General features: G+C 55.6%; 19 protein-coding genes. 5 read left to right on the forward strand and 14 right to left on the reverse strand.

Features of this window, described 5'->3' with window-relative positions; all coding sequences use genetic code 11:
- Window positions 1–4: 4 nt before the first annotated feature.
- Together VR71_RS11510 and VR71_RS11515 are read right to left on the reverse strand one after the other, a co-directional pair.
- Window positions 5–1105, reverse strand: coding sequence for a glycine betaine/L-proline ABC transporter ATP-binding protein (locus VR71_RS11510; protein ID WP_045684009.1), 1101 nt, complete (start codon window positions 1103–1105; stop codon window positions 5–7).
- Between the two features lie 122 nt (window positions 1106–1227).
- Window positions 1228–2076, reverse strand: a complete 849-nt coding sequence (locus VR71_RS11515; protein WP_045684011.1) for a glycine betaine ABC transporter substrate-binding protein — start codon at window positions 2074–2076, stop codon at window positions 1228–1230.
- A gap of 357 nt (window positions 2077–2433) precedes the next feature.
- On the opposite strand from VR71_RS11515, the gene VR71_RS11520 reads away from it, so the two are divergent.
- Window positions 2434–3090, forward strand: coding sequence for a GntR family transcriptional regulator (locus VR71_RS11520; RefSeq protein WP_296430260.1), 657 nt, complete (start codon window positions 2434–2436; stop codon window positions 3088–3090).
- Window positions 3091–3175: 85 nt separating this feature from the next.
- Here the strand turns inward: VR71_RS11520 and VR71_RS11525 are convergent, their stop codons facing one another.
- The 4 genes from VR71_RS11525 to VR71_RS11540 all read right to left on the reverse strand — a co-directional run bounded on the left by VR71_RS11525 (window position 3176) and on the right by VR71_RS11540 (window position 6578).
- Window positions 3176–4489 carry a TRAP transporter large permease gene (locus tag VR71_RS11525; protein ID WP_045684015.1) on the reverse strand — a complete coding sequence of 438 codons (1314 nt, stop codon included), beginning with the start codon at window positions 4487–4489 and terminating at the stop codon, window positions 3176–3178.
- A gap of 77 nt (window positions 4490–4566) precedes the next feature.
- On the reverse strand, window positions 4567–5049 hold the full coding sequence (locus VR71_RS11530; RefSeq protein WP_296430262.1) for a TRAP transporter small permease subunit: 483 nt from the start codon (window positions 5047–5049) through the stop codon (window positions 4567–4569).
- Between the two features lie 70 nt (window positions 5050–5119).
- Complete coding sequence (locus VR71_RS11535; RefSeq protein ID WP_045684019.1) at window positions 5120–6148, reverse strand: TRAP transporter substrate-binding protein; 1029 nt, start codon at window positions 6146–6148, stop codon at window positions 5120–5122.
- A 43-nt stretch (window positions 6149–6191) separates the two neighbouring features.
- The gene (locus tag VR71_RS11540) at window positions 6192–6578 is read right to left on the reverse strand and encodes a cupin domain-containing protein (protein WP_045684257.1); all 387 of its coding nucleotides are present in this window, start codon (window positions 6576–6578) and stop codon (window positions 6192–6194) included.
- A gap of 109 nt (window positions 6579–6687) precedes the next feature.
- On the opposite strand from VR71_RS11540, the gene VR71_RS11545 reads away from it, so the two are divergent.
- Entirely contained in the window at window positions 6688–7575 is an 888-nt protein-coding gene (locus VR71_RS11545) for a LysR family transcriptional regulator (RefSeq protein ID WP_045684021.1), read from the forward strand.
- A 322-nt stretch (window positions 7576–7897) separates the two neighbouring features.
- On the opposite strand, the gene VR71_RS11550 is transcribed toward VR71_RS11545, so the two are convergent.
- The 4 genes from VR71_RS11550 to VR71_RS11565 form a co-directional block, all read right to left on the reverse strand.
- Window positions 7898–8926: a GlxA family transcriptional regulator gene (locus VR71_RS11550; protein WP_045684023.1), complete on the reverse strand. Its 1029-nt coding sequence runs from the start codon at window positions 8924–8926 to the stop codon at window positions 7898–7900.
- A gap of 74 nt (window positions 8927–9000) precedes the next feature.
- Entirely contained in the window at window positions 9001–9780 is a 780-nt protein-coding gene (locus VR71_RS11555; RefSeq protein WP_296430264.1) for a GntR family transcriptional regulator, read from the reverse strand.
- Between the two features lie 64 nt (window positions 9781–9844).
- Window positions 9845–11443, reverse strand: a complete 1599-nt coding sequence (locus VR71_RS11560) for a class I adenylate-forming enzyme family protein (protein ID WP_045684025.1) — start codon at window positions 11441–11443, stop codon at window positions 9845–9847.
- A gap of 50 nt (window positions 11444–11493) precedes the next feature.
- Window positions 11494–12402 (reverse strand): alpha/beta hydrolase, encoded by a 909-nt coding sequence (locus VR71_RS11565; RefSeq protein ID WP_045684027.1) that lies wholly within the window; start codon window positions 12400–12402, stop codon window positions 11494–11496.
- A gap of 123 nt (window positions 12403–12525) precedes the next feature.
- Here VR71_RS11565 and VR71_RS11570 point away from each other — a divergent pair, with 123 nt between their 5' ends.
- The 3 genes from VR71_RS11570 to VR71_RS11580 are packed head-to-tail and all read left to right on the forward strand — an operon-like array spanning window position 12526 to window position 16819.
- Window positions 12526–15501 (forward strand): molybdopterin cofactor-binding domain-containing protein, encoded by a 2976-nt coding sequence (locus VR71_RS11570; RefSeq protein ID WP_296430266.1) that lies wholly within the window; start codon window positions 12526–12528, stop codon window positions 15499–15501.
- Window positions 15501–16319 carry an FAD binding domain-containing protein gene (locus tag VR71_RS11575; RefSeq protein ID WP_045684032.1) on the forward strand — a complete coding sequence of 273 codons (819 nt, stop codon included), beginning with the start codon at window positions 15501–15503 and terminating at the stop codon, window positions 16317–16319. The genes VR71_RS11570 and VR71_RS11575 overlap by 1 nt, the downstream gene beginning before the upstream one ends.
- Window positions 16316–16819 (forward strand): (2Fe-2S)-binding protein, encoded by a 504-nt coding sequence (locus tag VR71_RS11580; RefSeq protein WP_045684034.1) that lies wholly within the window; start codon window positions 16316–16318, stop codon window positions 16817–16819. The genes VR71_RS11575 and VR71_RS11580 overlap by 4 nt, the downstream gene beginning before the upstream one ends.
- Window positions 16820–16978: 159 nt before the next feature.
- On the opposite strand, the gene VR71_RS11585 is transcribed toward VR71_RS11580, so the two are convergent.
- The 4 genes from VR71_RS11585 to VR71_RS11600 form a co-directional block, all read right to left on the reverse strand.
- Complete coding sequence (locus VR71_RS11585) at window positions 16979–17665, reverse strand: ABC transporter ATP-binding protein (RefSeq protein ID WP_045684036.1); 687 nt, start codon at window positions 17663–17665, stop codon at window positions 16979–16981.
- On the reverse strand, window positions 17665–18426 hold the full coding sequence (locus tag VR71_RS11590) for an ABC transporter ATP-binding protein (protein WP_045684038.1): 762 nt from the start codon (window positions 18424–18426) through the stop codon (window positions 17665–17667). Before VR71_RS11590 ends, VR71_RS11585 begins: the two co-directional genes overlap by 1 nt.
- Complete coding sequence (locus tag VR71_RS11595) at window positions 18423–19313, reverse strand: branched-chain amino acid ABC transporter permease (protein ID WP_296430268.1); 891 nt, start codon at window positions 19311–19313, stop codon at window positions 18423–18425. The genes VR71_RS11590 and VR71_RS11595 overlap by 4 nt, the downstream gene beginning before the upstream one ends.
- A 72-nt stretch (window positions 19314–19385) precedes the next feature.
- Complete coding sequence (locus VR71_RS11600; protein ID WP_367118652.1) at window positions 19386–20309, reverse strand: branched-chain amino acid ABC transporter permease; 924 nt, start codon at window positions 20307–20309, stop codon at window positions 19386–19388.
- Between the last annotated feature and the right edge of the window lie 6 nt (window positions 20310–20315).

Here is a 20315-nt window from a genome sequence, read left to right on the forward strand (position 1 = left end):
AAGCTCACCCTATCCATGCTTGCCCCCCCGTTCCAGTCATCGGATCGCCGGAATTCGACGTCATGTCGGACACCTCGCGCCCCAGGATTCCGTTCAAGAGAGAGCGGCGGGTCACAACACCCACAACTGAACCCTCTTTAACCGCAATGAAGTCCTCGTTTCTATCGACGGACAGGCTCATGAGTTCTCTGACATCTGCGTCGGGCGCAACACTAGGGAGCCGCGACAGGTCGATCCGGGGATGGGCCGCCGCAAATTCTGAGGCTGGGAACATGACGGAATGCGCCTTGACCAGGTGCAGGTGCGAGATGCCCGCCACGAAATTCGAGACGTAGTCGTCCACAGGACGCAGCACGATATCTTCGGGCGTTCCGATTTGGATGATCCGGCCGTCGCGCATGATCGCGATCCGGTTACCGACCCGGACCGCCTCATCGGGATCGTGGGTGATGAAGACGGTGGTTTTACCTAGACGCGTGGCGAGGTCGATGAATTCGTCCTGCAGCTGGCGTCGAATAAGCGGATCGAGTGCGCTGAAAGGTTCGTCCATGAGAATAATCTCAGGTTCGGCGGCAAGAGCGCGGGCAATGCCGACGCGCTGCTGCATGCCACCTGACAACTCCGATGGGTAGCGATCACCCCATTCGGCGAGCCCCACGGTCTTTAGCACTCGCTCTGCCGTCGCCAGGCGCTCCGACTTTGCGACCTTTCTGACCTCCAGGCCGAACGCCACATTCTCGGTCACCGTCCTGAACGGCAGAAGGGCCACATTCTGAAACACCATCCCGATCTTATCGGACCTGACCCGACGCAGGCGGACTTCACTCAGTGGCCCCAAGTCGGTCCCATCAACCACGATCTGGCCGAGGCTCGGGTCGATCAGTCGGTTGATCAGTCGGATCAAGGTCGATTTACCGCTGCCCGATAGCCCCATTATGCAAAAGGTTTCACCCCTTGCGACCTTGAAGGTTGCGTCGGCCACGGCCACCACGCAGTTGTGCTTCTCAAGTATCTCGGCGCGGGTCAGGCCATTGTCCCGCATGTCACGTAATGCGACATCCGAGTTTTGGCCAAATACCTTCCACACACCGTCACAGGCGATCATTGGCGACCCGTCTGAACTGGTGTTTGCGCGGCTTGCATCTTGCACGAATGTCACTCCCTTTCCTTACGCCGTTTGGACATCGCGTTCGGGTACCGATCCCAAGTCGGCACCCGAACGATTTTTTATTCGGCGTTGTTCAGCCAGATCGTCATCAACTCTTGATGTGCGACCACCCAGTCAGCGACCGCCTCATCCATGGTCTGACCGTCTTTCACCGCACCGTTCAATGCGTTGATGTCCTCCAGCGGCACGTAGACGCTGGCCAGTACCTCGCGAGCTTTTGGATTTTCGGCGGCCCAGCCCTTGGTAGCGATCCAGTAGTAGGTCTGCGTGGGCGGGTAGACCCCTTTTGTGTCTTTCAGGTATTTCACAGGGTATTTCTGCTTCATCCAGGACGGCTCCCACAGAGTCGCTGCGATCCATTCATTGCGCTCGACCGCGGACTGCAGCGCAGCTGTCATCGCCGGAGTGCTGCCCTCGATCAGGCGCATGTCCAACCCATAGGCCTCGATCGCGTTGCGGGTATGGCGCATAAGTCCCGCCCCCGGTTCGATACCCACGATCTGGCCTTTGAACTTGTCTGCATTGGCCGCCAGTTCGTCGATTGTATCGATAGTGACGTAATCAGGCACGACGATCCCGTAATTTAGCCCGTGCGAGACAGGCGATAGCTTCTCCAGCCGGTTCTTGTTCTTGTCCCAATAATCCTGTGCCGTGTAGTTCACCTGAGATACCAAAATTTCGATGTCACCCTTGGCGAGCGCCGCGTAGGCGATCCCCCATTCGGTGAACTGGGTCACATCAACTGCATACCCGGCATTCTCCAGTGCTTTCTTGCTAATTCCTGTAATTGGGGTCAGATCGCCCCAGGTCATCGTTCCCATCTGGATTGTTTGTTCCTGCGCGGGGGCGACCGTGGCCAGCTGCAACGCAGCGATGGCCGAAATAATAATTTTTACTATTCTTTTCATTTCCTTACTTCCTCTCTGTGGATTGTTCTTGAGGGTTCTCGATCTCGGCTCACACCATCCATTTTCAAAGCAAGACATGCCGTTGACGCAAGGTACCGCTTTCGCGACGCATGCACTTCGACTCGGTTTCGCTTGCATTGCATACTAATTGTGTACAATATGAGCACATAAAGCAAGCTCCAATCTTTGGACATCGAAAATAACATACTGGTTTTCGATTCTAGTTGGTTGGTTCAAGCCGCAAGATTGTGCGAGAGCGAATGATGGTACCACCCACGGAAACCAGCGGCCTTGACGAAAATACACCAGCAGATACACAGCCGACGGCAAAGGTGGCGCAGAAAGGATAGCGCAAAAGTGACAGCAACACGATCCAACAAGCAACGGCTATACGAGGATCTTAGGCGAAAGATCCTAACAATGGAACTTGAACCAAGTGCCACCTTGGACGAAACCTCTTTGAGTTTAGAGTATGGAATCTCCCGAACGCCGCTGCGTGAAATTTTTCGGCAACTGGCAGGCGAGGGATATATCCAGATTCTCAGCAATCGCGGAACTTTTGTTTCGCCCATGAGCCATCAGAGCATGCGGGATTTCTTTGCGACAGCACCGATGGTCTACGCGTCGACCGGACGCATGGCTGCGAGAAACGCCCGACCGGCGCAAGTCGCTCAGCTTGCCAAGACACAGGGCAATTTTCGCAGTGCGTTGGAAAGAAACTCGGCCGAGGAAATGATTTTCTGGAATGTGCGCTTCCACCACCTAATCGGCGAAATAGCCGCAAATCAATATCTTATGCCAAGCCTCGAAAGGTTGTTGATCGACCAGGCCCGCATCGGTCAGACATTCTGGCGCCCGAAGTCTCCCGAGATGCAGAGGCGCATCAATTTGGCGGCCGAACAACACGATCAGATGATCGAGGCAATCGAGAGCGGCGATGAAGAAGCAACGGTCGAGTTGACCATGAGGCATTGGGACTTATCCAGTGATCAACTCGAAAGGTTTGTGCGGTAGGTAAAAACTTGAGAGGTGCCGAAGTCAATAATGCTGGCGCTATCCGTTACATGCCAACGCTCTTTGACCACGCCGCGCTCGCGCCTCATCTAAGCATTTGGTCCGGTAACCAGGTCACGACACCAGGAACCGCGATGAGCATGATCAGCAGGACGACGTCGATACAAAGGAAGGGCAGAACACCCCTTACGATGTGGCCAAAATTGGTGTCCTTGTCGACCGCGCTCATCACCGCGAACAAGTTGAGACCGACGGGCGGAGTGATTACCGAAATCTCAATCAGTTTGACGATGAAGATGCCGAACCAGATCGGGTTTACATCTGCCTGCTGCGCAATCGGGTAGAGAAAGGGCAGAGTAACCACGAGCATTGAGGTGGTATCAAGCACGCACCCAAGCAGGATCATGACCAGTGCTATCCAGATCAAGAACTGAGTCTGGCTGAGATCAAACTGATTAATGAGGCCTATCATATTAGGAATTACCCCCAACACGATTAGCATTCTCGAAAAGAACATCCCGCCGATCAGGATGACAAACAACACACAACTGATCGCTGCTGCATCTCGCAGCGATTCTGAAAACCAGCCTGTGAGCTTGCCTTTACGATAAACAAACGCCACCGCTAAGGCCGCAGCCGCACCCACGGCGCCAGCACCGGAGGGTGGAAACATCCCGGAATAGAGGCCGCCGATCACCACCACGAAGATCAGCGCGAATGGCCAGACCCAGACCAGCGAACGAAGCTTTTGCGATAAGGGTGGAAGGGAACGGATCTTGGGGGACAGATCCGGTTTGACCCGAACCAACACCGCGATGACAACCATGTAGGACAGGGCACTCAGAAGCCCGGGAATCATACCTGCGATGAACAGACGCCCGATCGACTGCTCGGTCATGATGCCGTAGATCACCATGGTAATTGAAGGTGGAATCATCGCGGCGAAGCCGCCCGAGGCCGCAATGGCCCCGATCGAAAGACTGCGCGAGTAACCCGCCTTAAGCATTTCTGGAAAGGCTATCCGGGTAAAGACCAACGAATTTACCACAGTCGAACCGGAGATGGCGGCAAAGATGGCCGAACCGACGATTACCACCTGATACATGCCCCCCTTGACAGAACGCAGCCATAAGTCAGTGGCCTGGAAAAGCTTTTCGGTCATGCCGGATCGCTGCGCTACAATGCCCATCAGAACGAAGAGCGGCAGGACAGCGAATCCATAATTGTGCGCTACAGAAAACGGCAGCGTTCGGATCTGACCAAATGCGAATGCTTCGCTAAGGCCGAAATACATCCCACCAACGCCAGTCAGGCCTAGGGCCACCCCAACCGGCACACCCAAGGCGAGACACAAGAAGAGTGCGAAGACACAAGCGTAACCAATAAAAAGGGGATCCATATCGCCGCTTGACCTTTATATCTCAGGTTTGGAAGAATGAGCACTCCGTTGGCACCCCTTCCTTATCCAAGCGCGGCTCACGATGACTGTCCAGTCAAGCAGCGCAAGTCGTCGAGTATCTTTACCAGGCATTGCAGCAGCATCATGGTTGAACCTATTGCAAGAATGAACCGTGCTGGCCACAACGGCAGGCCGATCTCGCCCGGTTGAACCTCGCCTGTGGCAAAGCTGCGCAGTCCTTCCGCCCAACCGAAATAGGCGATCATGCAGAAAAGTATTGCCGAAAGCACTGAACCAAAGCTGCTCAGCAGGATCCGGCCTGAGGAGGGCAGTACGTTCACCAGTAAGGTCACCGACACATGTCGATTCTGCTCTTCCGCTTTGGCGATGCCGAGAAACACCACGAAGACCATGAGTGTTTCTATCAGTTCGTAGGATCCGGCCAGCGGCCGGTTCATCAAACGTGCCAAGACATCGGCAGCGCCAGTGACCGCCATGATAAACATTGCGGCCGCAGCTACGAAAGATACGGAACGATTTGGCAGTGAGAGAATACTCATGGTGCTTTGCTACCCCTTGAGGGCTAGTCCGTCCGCCTGGCCTCTGCGGCCAGGTAGACGGCTTCCAACATTATTCGACGTTGGCTACCACGTCTTTCCAAATCGCAATGGCATTGCGCGCGGCGTCACCTTTACCCTGCTCTTCCATCTTGGCAATCCACTCGCCGAAATAGTCCGGCACTACGGCGCGCAGCTTATCCATTTCTTCTTCAGGAAATTCATGGAATTCAACGCCGTTATCTGCCAGAAACTGCCGCGCTTCTTCGCCGGCCTTGAGTGTAAGCTCATAGTCCTTCTCGGCCGCTTCGTCAGCGACTTCGAGCATGATCTTCTGTTGTTCCGGTGACAGCCTGTCCCAGGCGGCAGTGCTTATCCAGATGGGCGCGGTGACTGCGATATGGACTGGTGCCGTGGTGACGTGCCCGGCCACTTCGTGGAGACGATAGGTCTGGATGTAGTCGTAGGAGAATGGCACTACGTCGACCGCACCGTTGGACAGCGCCTCGTAGACTTCCGACAGGCCTAGCGTGACGGGCACCGCCCCCGCACCGCTCACGAACCGGGGAAAATCGCTACCCCATGACCGAGTACGCTGCCCTTTCAGATCCTCTGCGGTCAGGATGGGCTCCTTTGACAGAAGAAAATATGGATTGAGGTTATGGAAGAACAATGCCCGTACGCCGTTTCGCTCCTGCTCAGCCGCCAGCTCTGGTTCTTCCTCCATCAGACGCTCCATCACAACACGGGCCTGATTGACCGAAAAAAGCGACATCGGAAAGGAGTTCGGAATGGCGGTGAATGGTATATCGCTTGAGAAATAGCCGGGCGAGGCGACCGCCATGTCGATCGCACCTTCCCGCATGAGGCTGAGGCTTTCAAGCGGTCGTCCCAAGGTGCCGCTGTAGAAGATCTTGATCTCAACTGCTCCATCTGTGCGGCGAGCAACTTCGTCGGCGAACCACCCGTCAATCTCCGAAGCCGGAGCCGATTCCGGCATTTGACTGTTTAGGTTGAGCGTGATCTGCGCCGAAGCGGCGGTCACGGTTAAGCTCATGGCCACTGCCGAAACGATGGTGAGCAGTTTGTGAGACATTTTCATCGTGTCTGCCTTTCCTGTTGGGATGGGAACGTTGTGATTGTTGTTATTTAGTGCCCGCTTCTTCGTCGCACGGTTCAGTGAATTCGTAGTGCTTGACGACTTGCGCTACGAGCAGGCAACCGTCGTCGGTACTGGAGGAATGGGTCGATCCGGGAAAATAGGTGATGTGGTCACCGGGCCCGAAGACCTGACCGTCATCTTCCTTCAACGAGCCGTCGAGCACCAGTATCTGCTCAATATCAGTATGCGTATGCGGTGTCGATTTGGCACCCGGCTCAAGACGCAGGATATAATTTCCGGCTCCCGACTCGAAGTCGTAGTTAAGCGGTTGCCAATACATCTTTTCCTGCACGGGACCGTAGCGATCATAGGGTTTTAGCTCGGCACTCGGGATCGAGACCACTTTCCGTCCTGGGGTTCTGCGTGCCACGAGGTATCCTCCCGGGATGATGGTTTGATTCAATTCCTGGTCATACTTGCATCCCTTTATCATTAATGCTAATTGTAATTATTGCTACTTAATGATAAGAAGTTATCATATGATAAATCTTCGTCACGTCGAAACGTTTTGCGCGATAATCGAGTTTGGCACCTTCAGTGCGGCAGCCAAAGCTCTCTTCACGACGCAACCTGCGATTTCGCTTCGCATACGGGAACTCGAAAGCGAGCTCGGGGTAAAACTATTCGAAACCTCCAATCGGCGTCCTACCCTTACGATCAAGGGCGAGTACTTCGTGAATCGCGCGCAAGATCTGCTCGCGATGGCCCGTTCAATCAAGGAAGATATGGAGGGAGAACACGACCCAGCGGGTCGCATTCGTCTCGGGGCAGTCGAAACAGTCGCGGTGACATGGCTTGCAGATTTCATTCAACTCGCGAACGAGAAATTTCCAAAGGTCATCCTCGAACTGGATATCGCGCTGACGGCCGACGTGTGGACGAAGTTTCACGATGGCATGGTCGACATGATCCTCGTGCCGGGACCCATCAAGGAATCGAATGTCCACTGCGAACCGCTCGGCAATGTTCCATTGACGTGGGTAGCGAGCCGCAAACTCCCACTGCCCGAGGGTCCCTTGAAAAAGCAGCAACTGGCTCAGTATCCGATGATCTCGCTATCTGGGGCCTCAATCATCTACCAGCTTGTCGAACGCTGGTTCGCCGAGAGCAATTACCGCGTGAACTGGGTTAATCATTGCAGCAGCCTCAACGTAGTATCCTCTCTGACGGCTGCGGGGCTCGGTGTAAGCCTGCTGCCCTCGCAGATGCTCAGGGAAGCTACAAAAGACGCTCTCGTAGAGTTGGCGGTCGAGCCGAAGATCCCGGCTCTCAAGTTCTTCGTAGTCTATCGAAAGATATTCAGTTCACCGCTATTCACGGAAATCGCGAAAGTCGCGCAGCAGGCCAGCAACTTTTCATTAGATTAGAGCGCCTCCCATGGCGAGTGACCGAAGTTCGTCAGGCATTTGATCGTGTTGCAATCCTTCTCGGCAAATAGGCCCTCTAGTTCAGTTGACAGCTGTTGCAGACGGGTAACGATTTTCGACGACTTCTGTGTTATGTCGCCAACTTTTGGCCAGCCACCGATGTTCAGCAAGATGCCACCATACCTGCGCAAATTCGACCATTCTTTCGATCCGTAAGTTGGATATGGTACTCACGTGAGAAAGGTAGCATGCCCAAAAGGGAATGACTATTACGACTTAGGAAATTAAGACGAAATCCTGAAGCTCACCTCGCACATTGTCACTACACGCCATTGCGGCGCGCTCCCGGCGAGTGACCAAACCGCGCGCGGAATCCCTTGATGAACACCATCGGCGATGTAAAACCCGACGCCATGGCAATCTCGGTCACGCTCAGGTCCGTCTCGCGCAACAGGCTGCGGCCATGATCCAGCCGCAGATCGCGGAAAAAGCGATAGGGCGTCTTGCGCAGATATTTCACGAAAAGCCGCTCCATCTGGCGGCGCGAACAGCCCGCCGCATCGGCCAACTCGTCCATGCTGATCGGGGTTTCGATATTGGTCTGCATCACCTTGATCGCCCGCACCAACAGCGGATTGCGGCTATCCAGCGCATTGCTGATCGAGGCGCGCTGCGGGCTGCGCTCGGCCCGGCGTTGGCTATAGAGGCACATATCGGCCACCACATCGGCAAAGGGCCGGCCATAATCGGCCTCGATCATTTCCAGCATCATATCAGTGGCACCCACCCCGCCACCGCAGGTGAAAATCCCGCCATCCACCTCAAAGGTATTGCCCGTCACCTCGACCTCGGGGAATTTCTCGCGAAACGCAGGTTGGTTTTCCCAATGCAGCGTTGCACGCCGCCCCTCGAGCAGCCCCGCCTGCGCGAGCGAAATGGCCCCGGTGCAAATGCCCCCCACGCGCCCACCAAAGCGCGCATGCTGACGCAGCAGCGCCAGCAAATCCTTGCTGCCCGTGCCGGTGCGCACGGTGCCGCCACAAACCACAAGATCGGTTTCACGCGCAAACGCCCCCAACGACTGATCGACATTCACCGACATGGCGCAAGAGCTGACCACCGGCCCCCCATCCTGAGAGGTGACGGTCCAGCGATAAAGCGGGCGTTGCGCCAGTTGATTGGCAATGCGCAGCGGATCAAGTGCCGCGCTGAACGCCAGCAGCGTGAAATCCGGCAGCAGGTGAAAGGCGAAAAGACGGGCCGGTCTGGTCGTCTCTATCGCAAAGAACGCCGCGCCCTGCGGCACGATCGCTTGGCGGGTCAGGGTGGTGTCATTCTCCGGGCAGGACATGAAAGTTCTCGGACTCCCAGTGCAGGATCTGGGTGCTCCCCGGATGCAGATCGACAGAGGCCAGCTCAATGAGTCTATTGTTCAAAGAACTGCAGGTCCGTTCGCAGGGCGATCCTGTGCTCCATGAATGCCGATACACGGCTACAAAACAGGCGAGTGTGAGCTCGACTGACTTTATCCAGCTCTTCAACCTCACCCCTTTCGATCAGGTCGATCATCTCGTCGTGCTCATTGTGAATCTGTCTGTAATAGGAATCCGGTTCTCGCGACATGCGATCGGCATTTTCAAACATCAAGTAGGTTAGGCGAAGACTGAAATTCAAAACGGTTTCATAGCCTTCCCTGATGAAATCGTTCCCGGCGGCCTCACCGATCTGCTTGTGGAACTTGTGATTGTTTTCGGTCATCGCTTGAAAGTCCCCGGCGTGCGCGGCGGCCTTATAGGCGTTATTTATCTTTCGCAGTGACCCCAATTGTTCTGTAGTGCGTCTGCTCGCGGCCAGCCGCAATACGGCCGCCTGATAAAGATCCAACGCCTCAAATATCCGGGGAACTTCGTTGAGATTGATGACTTCGACAAAATGACCGCGATTGGCAGCAAAACGCACCAGACGATCGGCCTGCAATCGGATGAGCGCTTCGCGGATCGGTGTGCGGGACACTCCAAAGCGCTTTTCAAGTTGAGCCTCGTCCAGATGATCTCCAGGTTTGGCGATTAGTGTCAAAATCTCCCTGCGGAGTGCGTCATAGACTGTCTTGGTTCCATTGCCACGTGGTCGTCCCCGCTTGGCCCGCTTCTCGATACCAACGGAATTGCTATCCAGAACGGAAGTTTGATTTTCTTTTTGTGTCATGGCGTTCGTCTATATATCTTTCAAACGCATTGGTCGACGTGAACCAACTATTGCGTGCATAAGTTTAACCTGCAAGCTTATCGCGTATATCGGCAATAAGAACAGGTTTAATGATCTTCTTGGTTGGCGTCATTGGCATTTCCCCAAGAACTTCGAGACGTTCAGGCCAACGCATCTTGGCGACACCCTGCTGGCCCAGGTAGTCACAGACATCGTTCAGAGTCAGAATGGTGCCCTCACGCAGCACGACATAGGCGCAGATCCGCTCGCCTAGGACTTCATCCGGCATAGGCACCAATGCCGATTGGACAATATCCCCGTGTGCATCGAGGATCTTCTCGATATCTGCCGGATTGATCTTTATACCGCCTCGATTGATGATGTCTTTGCTGCGCCCGGTAATCATGATGTTGCCTGCTTCATCCACGGAGGCAAGGTCACCGGTACGAAACCATCCGTCTTGGGTGAAGGACGTTTTGTTGGCCTCCGGATTATCGAGGTATTCGGAAAGAATCGAATAACCCGAAAGCTGCAATTCTCCCTCGCCCCGGTCAGTAACGTCCTCGCCTGTGGAAGAAATGATGCGCAGCTTCAGGTCATCGGCTAATTGACCGACCGTACCATGCCGGATTTCGGCAGGATCATTCGGATCGGTTTGCGTGGCCAGAAGAGCCTCAGTCATGCCAAAAAGACAACCAACGCGGCCATTCGGTAACTTGGCCTCGAACTGTGCGGCAACTTCGGGTGGGCAGATCGAGCCACCGACGATCACATCGCGCACTGATTCCGGCGGCATCTTGTCCATCACGCCGCTCTTGAGCGTTGCCGCCAAATGCGCAGGAGCGGAATAGACTACGGTAGGGCGCATTCTGGTCAGATAGGCTCCGTAGGTCTCGGGCGTAAAGACCGGGATCGGTATGGTCGTAGCACCAGCCATCAGGGCGTTGCCCGCACACAAAAGACCGAAGACATGCGTGAGCGGAGGTGCAATCATTACCCGATCTTCCGGCCCAATGCTCAGCATTTTAGTGAACCTGGCAGCATTTTGCGCCATCAGCTTCTGCTTGCGTATCACGCCTTTAGGCGCGGCAGACGTGCCGGAGGTGAAGCAAAGTGCAACTTCGGCCTCGGGTCCCGCACCATCAGTAATCTTTGCATTCACATGATCTGCCATGAGGTTGTCAAAATGAAGATGCCCGTCACCATTCGGCTCGGTCACGCTGATGACATACTCTAGCGTTTCAATCTCTGACTTGATTGCCTGCATCGTAGCGGGCCCGTCGTATCTGCCGACCTTGGCCGTGACCACTGCGCGGGCTCCGGCGAATGCCAGAAGCGGGCTCAGCTCTTCTTGCCGATAAGGCATGTGAAGTGTCGTCAGGACACAGCCGGATATTGCACAGGCGAGATAGGTCGTGACAAACTCTGGTGATGACGGAAGCTGGATGGCGACCCGATCGCCTGCACGCAATCCGATGGCGTGAAACGCAGCAGCCAGATTGTTGGCCCTATGCGCCAATTCGCTATAGGTTAGCTTTCCCTGATCCAGAGTTTCCACGGCAAGTTGATCAGGCGTTTCCTTGGCCCAAAAGTGCACACAATCCAGGATTGTCGCCATCTTGCGGGCTTCATCCAACGCTTCAGCGGATTTCGTTGCGGACATCCTTACACCCCTTTTGGTAGATGACGCCTGCCTGGCAAGCGCATTTTTTATTATCTGTTGAGCGCAAACCGAACGGCATGTTCGGCGCTGCGATTTGGTCGTTGCAATTGCATCAGGTGGCCTCCACCTTCCACACAGGTCACCTTAAATCCGAAGGTCGCGGCAAGCAGTTCCGCCGTCTTGATCAGGATCGGCATGTCATGCCCGAGTGTCGTGCCCACAACGACCTGAACCGGTGTCTGGACCCGCGCAATCCCTTCATAGAAGTCGCAAGCGCGCCGTGTATCAAATGTGTTTGCTTCCATCTCCGGGGCGCAAACCAGATCCCATGGAGCGTTTGGGTCGGCATCGGTGCGAATCAGCATGGCCTCCGCAAGACGGTTCAGCTGCGGTGCCGGGATTCCACCAAACGTCTGCGACCGCTCCAGCGATGCGATGAGACGTGCGGGATCTGCAAACCTGCGCCTACGGCTGCGGGTGCGGGCTGACAGCGTCGCATGCAAAGACTGAAACGCGTCGAGAAGGATGGGATTGTTGACGGGCGGAACCGGCGGTTCGTAAAGAGTAAGAGTTTTCCAAGGGCGTGGGTCCAAGCCTTGCGCCATGATCGTGCTTGCAGAACTCAGCGAATGAAACGCGCCATGTGTGGGTTTCTGACCGAAGGAATTCTGAATTGCATCAAATATTTCCGGGATATCAGTCAGGTATCTGGGCCATGGATCATCGAGCACCTCTCCCGGCCCGCTTTGCCCGTGGTTGCGCATGTCAAAGGCCACCACTTCGAAATGGTTCATCAACTCGCGCCCGAACGCCGTGAACCCGTCAATAGCCAACCCGTTGCCATGCGAGATCACTATACGCAGCGGCTTCGCACCTCCCCACCGGCGCAGGGTGATCCGCGCGCCATCACTCAGATGCACGAGTTTTCTTTCTACAGAAAAATCCGTTTCTTCGATCATTCATTGATATCCCAAATGCACGTGACCGGTAGATTGATCTGTCAAACGAGTTGACATGCCAATCATTTATTATACAGTCAGTATTTAAAGAATTTCAAGCACCCATCTGGTATGGAGGACGAAGTGTCAGAAACGCGCGAGCTTCTCGTAGGTCAAAAGATCCTGCGCACCGAAGATCAAACTTTGCTGCGTGGCAAAGCGACCTTCATGGACGATATCCCGATCACGAAAGGCACGCTCCATGCGGCGTTTCTGCGCTCGCCACATGCGCATGCGCGAATCAAGAAGATTGATACATCTGCAGCACTTGCGATGAAGGGTGTCCACGCCGTCATCACGGGCGAAGATGTACGCCCGCTGACCAAACCGCTCATCGTAGGTTTCAAGAACCCGCTTGATTACCGCGGCATTGCGCTGGACAAGGTTCGATACGTTGGCGAACCCGTAGCCATTGTGTGTGCGGTTGATCGTTACCGCGCCGAGGATGCACTGAAGTATATCAAGGTCGAATATGAAGTGCTCGACGCCGTCGTCGATCCGGTGCGGGCCTGCGCCAAGGACGCGCCAGTGCTGCATGAGGCTGCCGGTTCAAACCGGGTGTCGCACCGTATCTTCAATCACGGCAAGGCAGATGAAGTTTTTGAGAAGACTAAGAACCAGACAGAGATCACGATTCGCTATCCGCGCAACTCGGTCACGCCAATGGAGACTTATGGTATTGTCGCCGAATACAAGGCTGATACCGGCGGGTACGATGTCACGTCCAACTTCCAGGGTCCCTTTTCGGTCCACACCGTGATGGCGATCGCACTCAAGATTCCTTCTGCCAAGCTCCGTCACAAAAGCCCGCCAAACTCTGGGGGTAGCTTTGGCTCAAAGCTCACAATGTTCCCTTATATTGTGGTTCTCTGCATTGCATCGCGGCTGGCTGGCCGCCCGGTGAAGTGGATTGAGGACCGGCTAGAACATCACGCTGCGGCATCCGTGGCACCCGGACGGGTGACGCGGATTGAGGCGGCCTATGACGATGATGGCAAGGTAAATGCGCTGCGGATGGAGCATTATGACGACCATGGCGCACATCTGCGCGCACCGATGCCTGCTCCTATCTATCGGATGCACGGGCTTTCGACGAATTGCTACACCATTCCGAATGTCAAGGTTACGAACAATATCGTTCTGACCAACAAATGTCCCACTGGTGCTGTGCGTGGCTTTGGCGGTCCACAACTTTACTTTGCGATTGAGCGCATGATGAACAAGATCGCACAGGACCTGAATATGGATCCACTCGACCTGATGGAGCGCAATCTGATTCCGGCAGGGTCTTTCCCCTACCGCGCCCCTGCGGGTGCGCTGATCGACTCGGGGGATTATCAGCAAGTCGTCAAAGATTCTGTCGAACAGGGCAAGCTGGATTGGTTGCGCGAACGCCGCGCCAAAGCCCGCGCCGAAGGCAAGCTTTACGGTATCGGCTTTGCGGCCGCTGTTGAACCCAGCCAGTCCAACATGGGTTATATTTCTACGCTCAAGACCAAGGAAGAGCGTGAAAAGGCAGGCCCGAAGGATGGCGCAGTGGCGTCCTGCACGATCAGCGTAGATGCCTTGGGTGCTGTGACGGTCGTGGGCGACTCGACACCTCAAGGTCAAGGGCACCAAACGGTGCTGGCCCAGATCGTAGCCGATGAGCTCGGCCTTGAGTTCGCCGACATCACAGTCAACCTCGAAACCGATACGCAGAAGGACAACTGGTCAATCGCCGCCGGCAATTACTCTTGCCGCTTCTCTCCGGCGTCAACCTCTGCTGCCAAGACGGCAGCGGAACGCGTGCGCATGAAGATGACCAAGATTGCCGGGCGGTTTCTGAACGTACCTGAAGACGAAATCGAGTTTGTGAATGGTCTGATACGGTCGCGAAGCAACCCGGACAATGCACTGGAATTCCGTAGGGTCGGCGGCCTTGCGCACTGGTCACCCAGCTCACTCCCCGAAGGGATGGATCCTGGCATTCGCGAGGTGGCCTACTGGAACGCGCCGGAGCTGACGCCGACAACCGCGAATGACGAAATCAACACCTCGCTGGCATATGGTTTCGCCTTCGACTTCTGCGGCGTCGAGATCGACCCTGATACTGGCGTGGTAACAGTCGATCATTATGTCACGGCACATGACTGCGGTACAATCCTGAACCCGGGATTGGCCAAGGGGCAGATCCGCGGTTCCTTTGCCAATGCCATCGGGGCCGCGCTTTACGAGGAATTTGTGTACAAGGAGGATGGAACCTTTCTGTCAGGCACAATGGCGGATTACCTGATCCCGACCGCGGCCGAGGCTATCGACCCGGTGTTGGTCGATACCATTGCGGTTCCCTCGCCCTTTACCCGATTGGGTGCCAAAGGCATCGCGGAAGGCAACCAGTATACAACGCCGGTCTGTCTGGCGAATGCTGTTGCGGATGCTCTGGGATATGAAGATGTGATACTGCCGCTGACCCCTTCCAAGGTGTTTGGCTGGATCAATAGCGCCGAGGAGAGCCCGCCGCCTGTCGAGACCGATCAAACTGGCGCGGAAGAGCGGATTTCAGTCGATTATTCCGGTGATGCGTTGCGCGGTGAAGGTGAAACCTTTGTGCCCGCAAGCGCGGAGAAAGTCTGGGAAACGCTGCTCGATCCAGAAGAGATGGCGCGCCTGATCCCCGGCTGCAAATCGCTCGAGAAGCAGGCAGAAGATCATTTCACCGGGGCCCTCAAGATGGGTGTCGGCGCCGTCAAAGGCGCATTCGACGCTGACATCCGATTGAAGAACATCAAGAAACCCAAGAGCGTGGAGATTGTCGGTACTCTTGATGGTGCCCTCGGCGTTTCGCGCGGCACCGGCTGGGTCGAACTTGTTGAGACCGAAGGCGGCGTCCTTGTGCGCTATCGTTATGCAATTCACCTCAGCGGGACAATCGCTTCGGTCGGAGGGCGATTGCTCTCTGGCGCGGCCAAACTGTTGATCAACCAGTTCTTTCGCGCGCTCGTCAGGCGCGCTGCTCCCGAAGCGTCACCGCGCAAGGGGCTGCTGGGTAAGATTCGTTCCAAATTCGGAGGCAAATGATGAAACCGGCACCGTTTTCCATCCACATTCCCGACACGGTTGAAGAAGCATTGGCCTGCCTGTCCAAAGAAGGCGAGGATGCGCGCGTCATTGCCGGAGGGCAATCCCTGATGGCCATGCTCAACATGCGCCTGGCCGAGCCAGGCATTCTGGTCGATATCTCGCGTCTTGGCGAACTGAAGGGTATCGAATTGGGCCCGGATGGCCTGACTGTCGGCGCGGCTGTCACGCAGGCAGAGGTTTTCCACCATCCGGATCTCCCTCGCTATATACCCATCATACGAGAGGCACTAAGTCACGTAGGCCACATACAGACCCGCAACCGCGGCACAATTTGCGGGTCGCTTTGCCATGCGGACCCATCGGCAGAAATGCCCCTGATGCTGGCCACGCTCGGTGGTCGCGTAACACTCGCGTCAACCTCCGGTTCACGCGAGCTTTCTGCGTCAGAGTTTCAAACCGGTCTTTTGGAAACGGCAAGAACCCAGCAAGAGCTTTGCGTATCTGCGCATTTCCCTTCGCTGCCTGAGACGGCAAAATGGGGATTTCGTGAAATCTCGCGTCGCGACGGGGATTTCGCGATTGTCGCCATGGCCTGCGTCGCCGACCAAGGTACCGTGCGACTGGGTGTAAGCGGCGTGTCGGATGCGCCGACCGTCGAGGAATGGAGCAATCTGATGGCGGGTGACATTCCCGATCTGCTCAACCGACTAGCCTGGAAAATGGGCGGTTATGACGACATCCATGCCAGCGCACGCTATCGCCGCGAACTGGTCCGCCGCATCGGCAAGAAACTCATCGAGGAGGTCCTGGCATGAAAGTACTGCAACAAGGTCAGAAATATTCGGTTGAATTTGTTCTCAACGGTGAGAACGTGGAAGGCTTTGCCGAGCCGCGCATGTTGCTCAGCGATTTCCTCCGCCATGAAATCGGCGCGACCGGCACGCATGTGGGCTGTGAACACGGCGTCTGCGGCGCCTGCACTGTCCTGATGGATGGCAAGGCAGTGCGCTCATGCCTGACACTGGCACATCAGGTCGCAGGACGTGAAATACGCACGATTGAAGGTCTGGCAAAGCCCAACCATGATTTCGGAGCGTTGCAGCAATCCTTTCACGAGCATTTTGCGCTTCAGTGCGGTTATTGTACGCCAGGGATGCTAATGACATTGTCCGAGCTTTTGCAGACTGGAAAGCGCTATACAGAGCATGAAGTGCGCGATGCGCTAAGCGGCAATATCTGCCGTTGCACGGGCTATCGCGAGATCGTCGATGCGGCAATGGTGGTGCTTGGAAAAGAGGGAAAGGTCGCAGAATAACCTCGACGCGCTAGGCGTCCGCTACTTTCAATCTTCGAGAGAATGCGGCGACCACTTCGCCGCCCCCGAAACTGATAAAGGCAGCCATCCGCGTTATGGCTGCCTTTCTCGTTGGCGAATTCGCATTGAAGGGACGGGTTGAGGTCTATACCCCGCGCCTTACAGGCTGAGATGCTCGCGTGCTGCTGACGTAGGATCAGCCAACACCTGCGAAGCGCCACTCCAGGCCATCTGCCCCTTGCGGATGACGTAATGCCAGTCGCCCAACTTGCAAAGCGGTTTAAGGCTCTTGTCGATCACGAGAATTGTCAAATTACGCTCTTTGAGCTGCTTGAGCGCCGCCCAGATTTCCCGCCTGACGGCAGGCGCCAGCCCCTCGGTCGCCTCGTCGAGGATCAGAAAGCGCGGTTGCGTCAGAAGCGCGCGGCCGATTGCCAGCATCTGTTGCTCGCCACCGGACAGAAGACTTCCGAGAGAGGATTTACGCTCTGCAAGGCGCGGGAAAAGGTCAAAGACTTCTTCCAATCCGCGCGGTCCACTGCGGGCCGTCGCGAGAAGGTTTTCCATGACCGTAAGGGTCGGAAATACTTGCCTGCCTTCGGGCACAAGCGCCACGCCACGTCGTGCGATTTCATGGGTGCGCAATCCGTTGATGCGCGTGTCCTCAAGGTAGATATCGCCGCCAATATTGTCCGTAAGGCCAAAAAGCGTGCGGATGGTTGTCGTTTTACCCATTCCATTTTTGCCCAAAAGGGTCGTGACCGCGCCAGCTTTGACCTCGAAGGTGAGGTCAAAGAGTATCTGGCTGTGCTCATAACTTGCGCAAACATCCCGGAAGCGTAGCATCAGAAGTCATCCTCTTCAGAAAGGTAGGCTGCCTGCACTTCAGGAGAGCGCCGCACTTCTTCCGGGGTTCCAGTCATCAGGACCTTGCCATCCACTAGTACGGTGATCTCATCCGCGAGATCAAAAACCGCATCCATATCGTGTTCGATCAACAGGATTGGAACATCACCCTTGAGCCTCTTGTGGATCAAGGAGACAAGTTCAGCTGCGTCCGCATTGCTGAGTCCGGCCAGCGGCTCGTCCAGCAACAGGATTGTCGGGTTCGATGTGATCGCCATTGCCAATTCAAGCCGCCGCCGGTCACCATGCGACAGGGCAGACGGCATCACTCTGGCTTTCTCCTCAAGTCCGAAATCCTTGAGAATATCCGCCAGTTCGCTGGCATAAAAGTGTTCGGCATGGACACGTAGCAATTGTGTCGCAGAGACTTCTGGCACATCGCGCGCTTTCAGGCTCAGAAGAATGTTTTCCCACACCGTGATATGCTGAAAGAGCGCCGTGATCTGATAGGTTCGGGTTAGTCCGAGCCGCGCGCGTACATGCGTAGTCATTCGGTTGACGTCGCGCCCATCGAAATAGACGCGACCGGAATTGGGTCGCAGTTCCCCGGACAGGACGCTGACCAGCGTCGTCTTGCCCGCGCCGTTCGGGCCAATCAGCGCGTGAATGCTGCCATGGCCGAGCTTCAGATTCACACCGCGGAGCGCGTGAATCCCACCAAAGCTGACAGAAATGTCTTCGAGTTTCAGAATATGGGTCATTCCGTTTTTACCCTGACTGAGAACAGCTGATTGACAAGTCCGGCCAGCCCTTGGTGAAAGAAGATCACGACCAGAATGAGGAACGGTCCGAAAAGGATCGGCCAGTGACTTGTGAAGCTCGACAAGACGCTTTCGAGGAGTACGAATGCAAAAGCCCCATAGACCGGACCAAAGCGCGTCCCGACACCACCGAGGATAACTACCACCAGGAGTTCTCCAGAGCGCTGCCAACTTGCATACCCAGGAGTGGCGAATTCGGTCTGATTGGCCAGTAGAAAGCCGGCGATACCGCAGAAAACCCCAGCAAGTACAAAGCCCGTCAACCGAATTGCAAAGACATTGAACCCGAGCGCTGTCGCGCGCGTAGTGTTCTCGCGGCAAGCGACCAATCGACGGCCAAAATCCGAGCGGATGATATGGTTGATCGCGAGGATGCAGAACAATGCAACCACCGCAACAAACCCATAGAACTGCCAGCTGTCGAACGGATCGTATCCCTCCAGAAGCGTCGTGCGTTCATAAATCACCATTCCATCATCCCCTCCGAAATAGGAGGAACTGACGGCGAGAAAATAAAAGATCTGCGCCAGTGCCAGCGTGATCATGATAAAGTAGACACCAGAGGTTCGCAGGACGATCAAACCTATGGTCAGGGCTGCAAGGCCAGCTACCGCAATGACCGTCGGCAACTGAATCCATGCCGAAGTGACATCCGCGTTCGCAAGCACACCGGTCGCATAGCAGCCTAGGCCGAGATATACGGCGTGACCAAAGCTGACCATGCCGCCAAATCCCAGGATCATGTTGAGGCTCGCCGCCGCCACGGCATAGATCAGCGCCCGCTCGAAAACGGCCAACTGATACACATCACCCGAGACGATCGCCACCGCCGGTCCGACAGCCACCATTGCAAATAGAACGGCAAACGTTTCCAGTCTGAGAGATGACGCGCCCATGGCTCAGTTCCTTTTCTGCAGGGGCAACAGCCCTTCCGGCCTGAAGAACAGGATGAGAGCCATCAGGATATAAACCAGCATCGAGGCCAGCGCCGGCCCCATCTCTCCGGCTACCTGAGGTGAAACCACCGTGCTGAGGATGTCGCGCAAAAATGCGCGTCCCATCGTGTCAATCAATCCTACAATCATTGCGGCTAGCAACGCTCCGCGAATGGACCCGAGACCACCAATCACGACGACGACAAAGGACAGTATCAGCACCGTTTCGCCCATTCCCGGCTGCACAGACAGGATTGGCCCGGCCATCGCCCCGGCCAGCCCGGCCAGCAAAGCCCCAAGAGCAAAAACGAGCGTGTAAAGTAGCGAAATATTGACGCCCAACACTGAAACCATAATCCGGTTGGTTGCTCCGGCGCGGACGAGCATACCGATCCGAGTCTTCTGGATCAGAACAAAGAGTAACAATCCGACCAGCATGCCCACTAAAATTACCACCAGCCTGTATGCAGGATAGTCAATTCCAAATGGAAGCGGCACCTGTCCGGCCAATGCGTCTGGAATACCGGAGAAGATCGGGACACTGCCCCAAATCAGGATAACCGATTCATTGGCTATCAGGATCAGGCCGTAGGTCACAAGGACATGATCGAGGTGACTTCTCGCATAGAGTCTTCGTACAAGCAGAATCTCAAGAAGCATCCCAAGTCCGAAAACGGCGATTGCCGCGAACCCGATCGACAAGAAAAAACTTCCCGTCAGGCTTTGGAACAGAACCGAGAAATACGCGCCCATCATGAACAGGGAACCATGGCTCAAGTTGATGAAGTCCATCACACCAAAAATCAATGTGAGCCCGGCGGCGATCAGGAACAGCAGAATACCCAGCTGGATTCCGTTCAAAAGCTGCTCTGCAATTAGGCTCATCATTTGATG

Source organism: Roseovarius sp. BRH_c41 (genome assembly GCF_000961715.1).
GTDB lineage: Bacteria > Pseudomonadota > Alphaproteobacteria > Rhodobacterales > Rhodobacteraceae > Roseovarius.

Coding starts and splice junctions, on each gene's coding strand:
- VR71_RS11510 (WP_045684009.1), bottom strand. CDS start 1,105: ATGATCGCCTGTGACGGTGTGTGGAAGGTATTTGGCCAAAACTCGGAT.
- VR71_RS11515 (WP_045684011.1), bottom strand. CDS start 2,076: ATGAAAAGAATAGTAAAAATTATTATTTCGGCCATCGCTGCGTTGCAG.
- VR71_RS11525 (WP_045684015.1), bottom strand. CDS start 4,489: ATGGATCCCCTTTTTATTGGTTACGCTTGTGTCTTCGCACTCTTCTTG.
- VR71_RS11530 (WP_296430262.1), bottom strand. CDS start 5,049: ATGAGTATTCTCTCACTGCCAAATCGTTCCGTATCTTTCGTAGCTGCG.
- VR71_RS11535 (WP_045684019.1), bottom strand. CDS start 6,148: ATGAAAATGTCTCACAAACTGCTCACCATCGTTTCGGCAGTGGCCATG.
- VR71_RS11545 (WP_045684021.1), top strand. CDS start 6,688: ATGATAAATCTTCGTCACGTCGAAACGTTTTGCGCGATAATCGAGTTT.
- VR71_RS11550 (WP_045684023.1), bottom strand. CDS start 8,926: ATGTCCTGCCCGGAGAATGACACCACCCTGACCCGCCAAGCGATCGTG.
- VR71_RS11555 (WP_296430264.1), bottom strand. CDS start 9,780: ATGACACAAAAAGAAAATCAAACTTCCGTTCTGGATAGCAATTCCGTT.
- VR71_RS11560 (WP_045684025.1), bottom strand. CDS start 11,443: ATGTCCGCAACGAAATCCGCTGAAGCGTTGGATGAAGCCCGCAAGATG.
- VR71_RS11565 (WP_045684027.1), bottom strand. CDS start 12,402: ATGATCGAAGAAACGGATTTTTCTGTAGAAAGAAAACTCGTGCATCTG.
- VR71_RS11575 (WP_045684032.1), top strand. CDS start 15,501: ATGAAACCGGCACCGTTTTCCATCCACATTCCCGACACGGTTGAAGAA.
- VR71_RS11580 (WP_045684034.1), top strand. CDS start 16,316: ATGAAAGTACTGCAACAAGGTCAGAAATATTCGGTTGAATTTGTTCTC.
- VR71_RS11585 (WP_045684036.1), bottom strand. CDS start 17,665: ATGCTACGCTTCCGGGATGTTTGCGCAAGTTATGAGCACAGCCAGATA.
- VR71_RS11590 (WP_045684038.1), bottom strand. CDS start 18,426: ATGACCCATATTCTGAAACTCGAAGACATTTCTGTCAGCTTTGGTGGG.
- VR71_RS11600 (WP_367118652.1), bottom strand. CDS start 20,309: ATGATGAGCCTAATTGCAGAGCAGCTTTTGAACGGAATCCAGCTGGGT.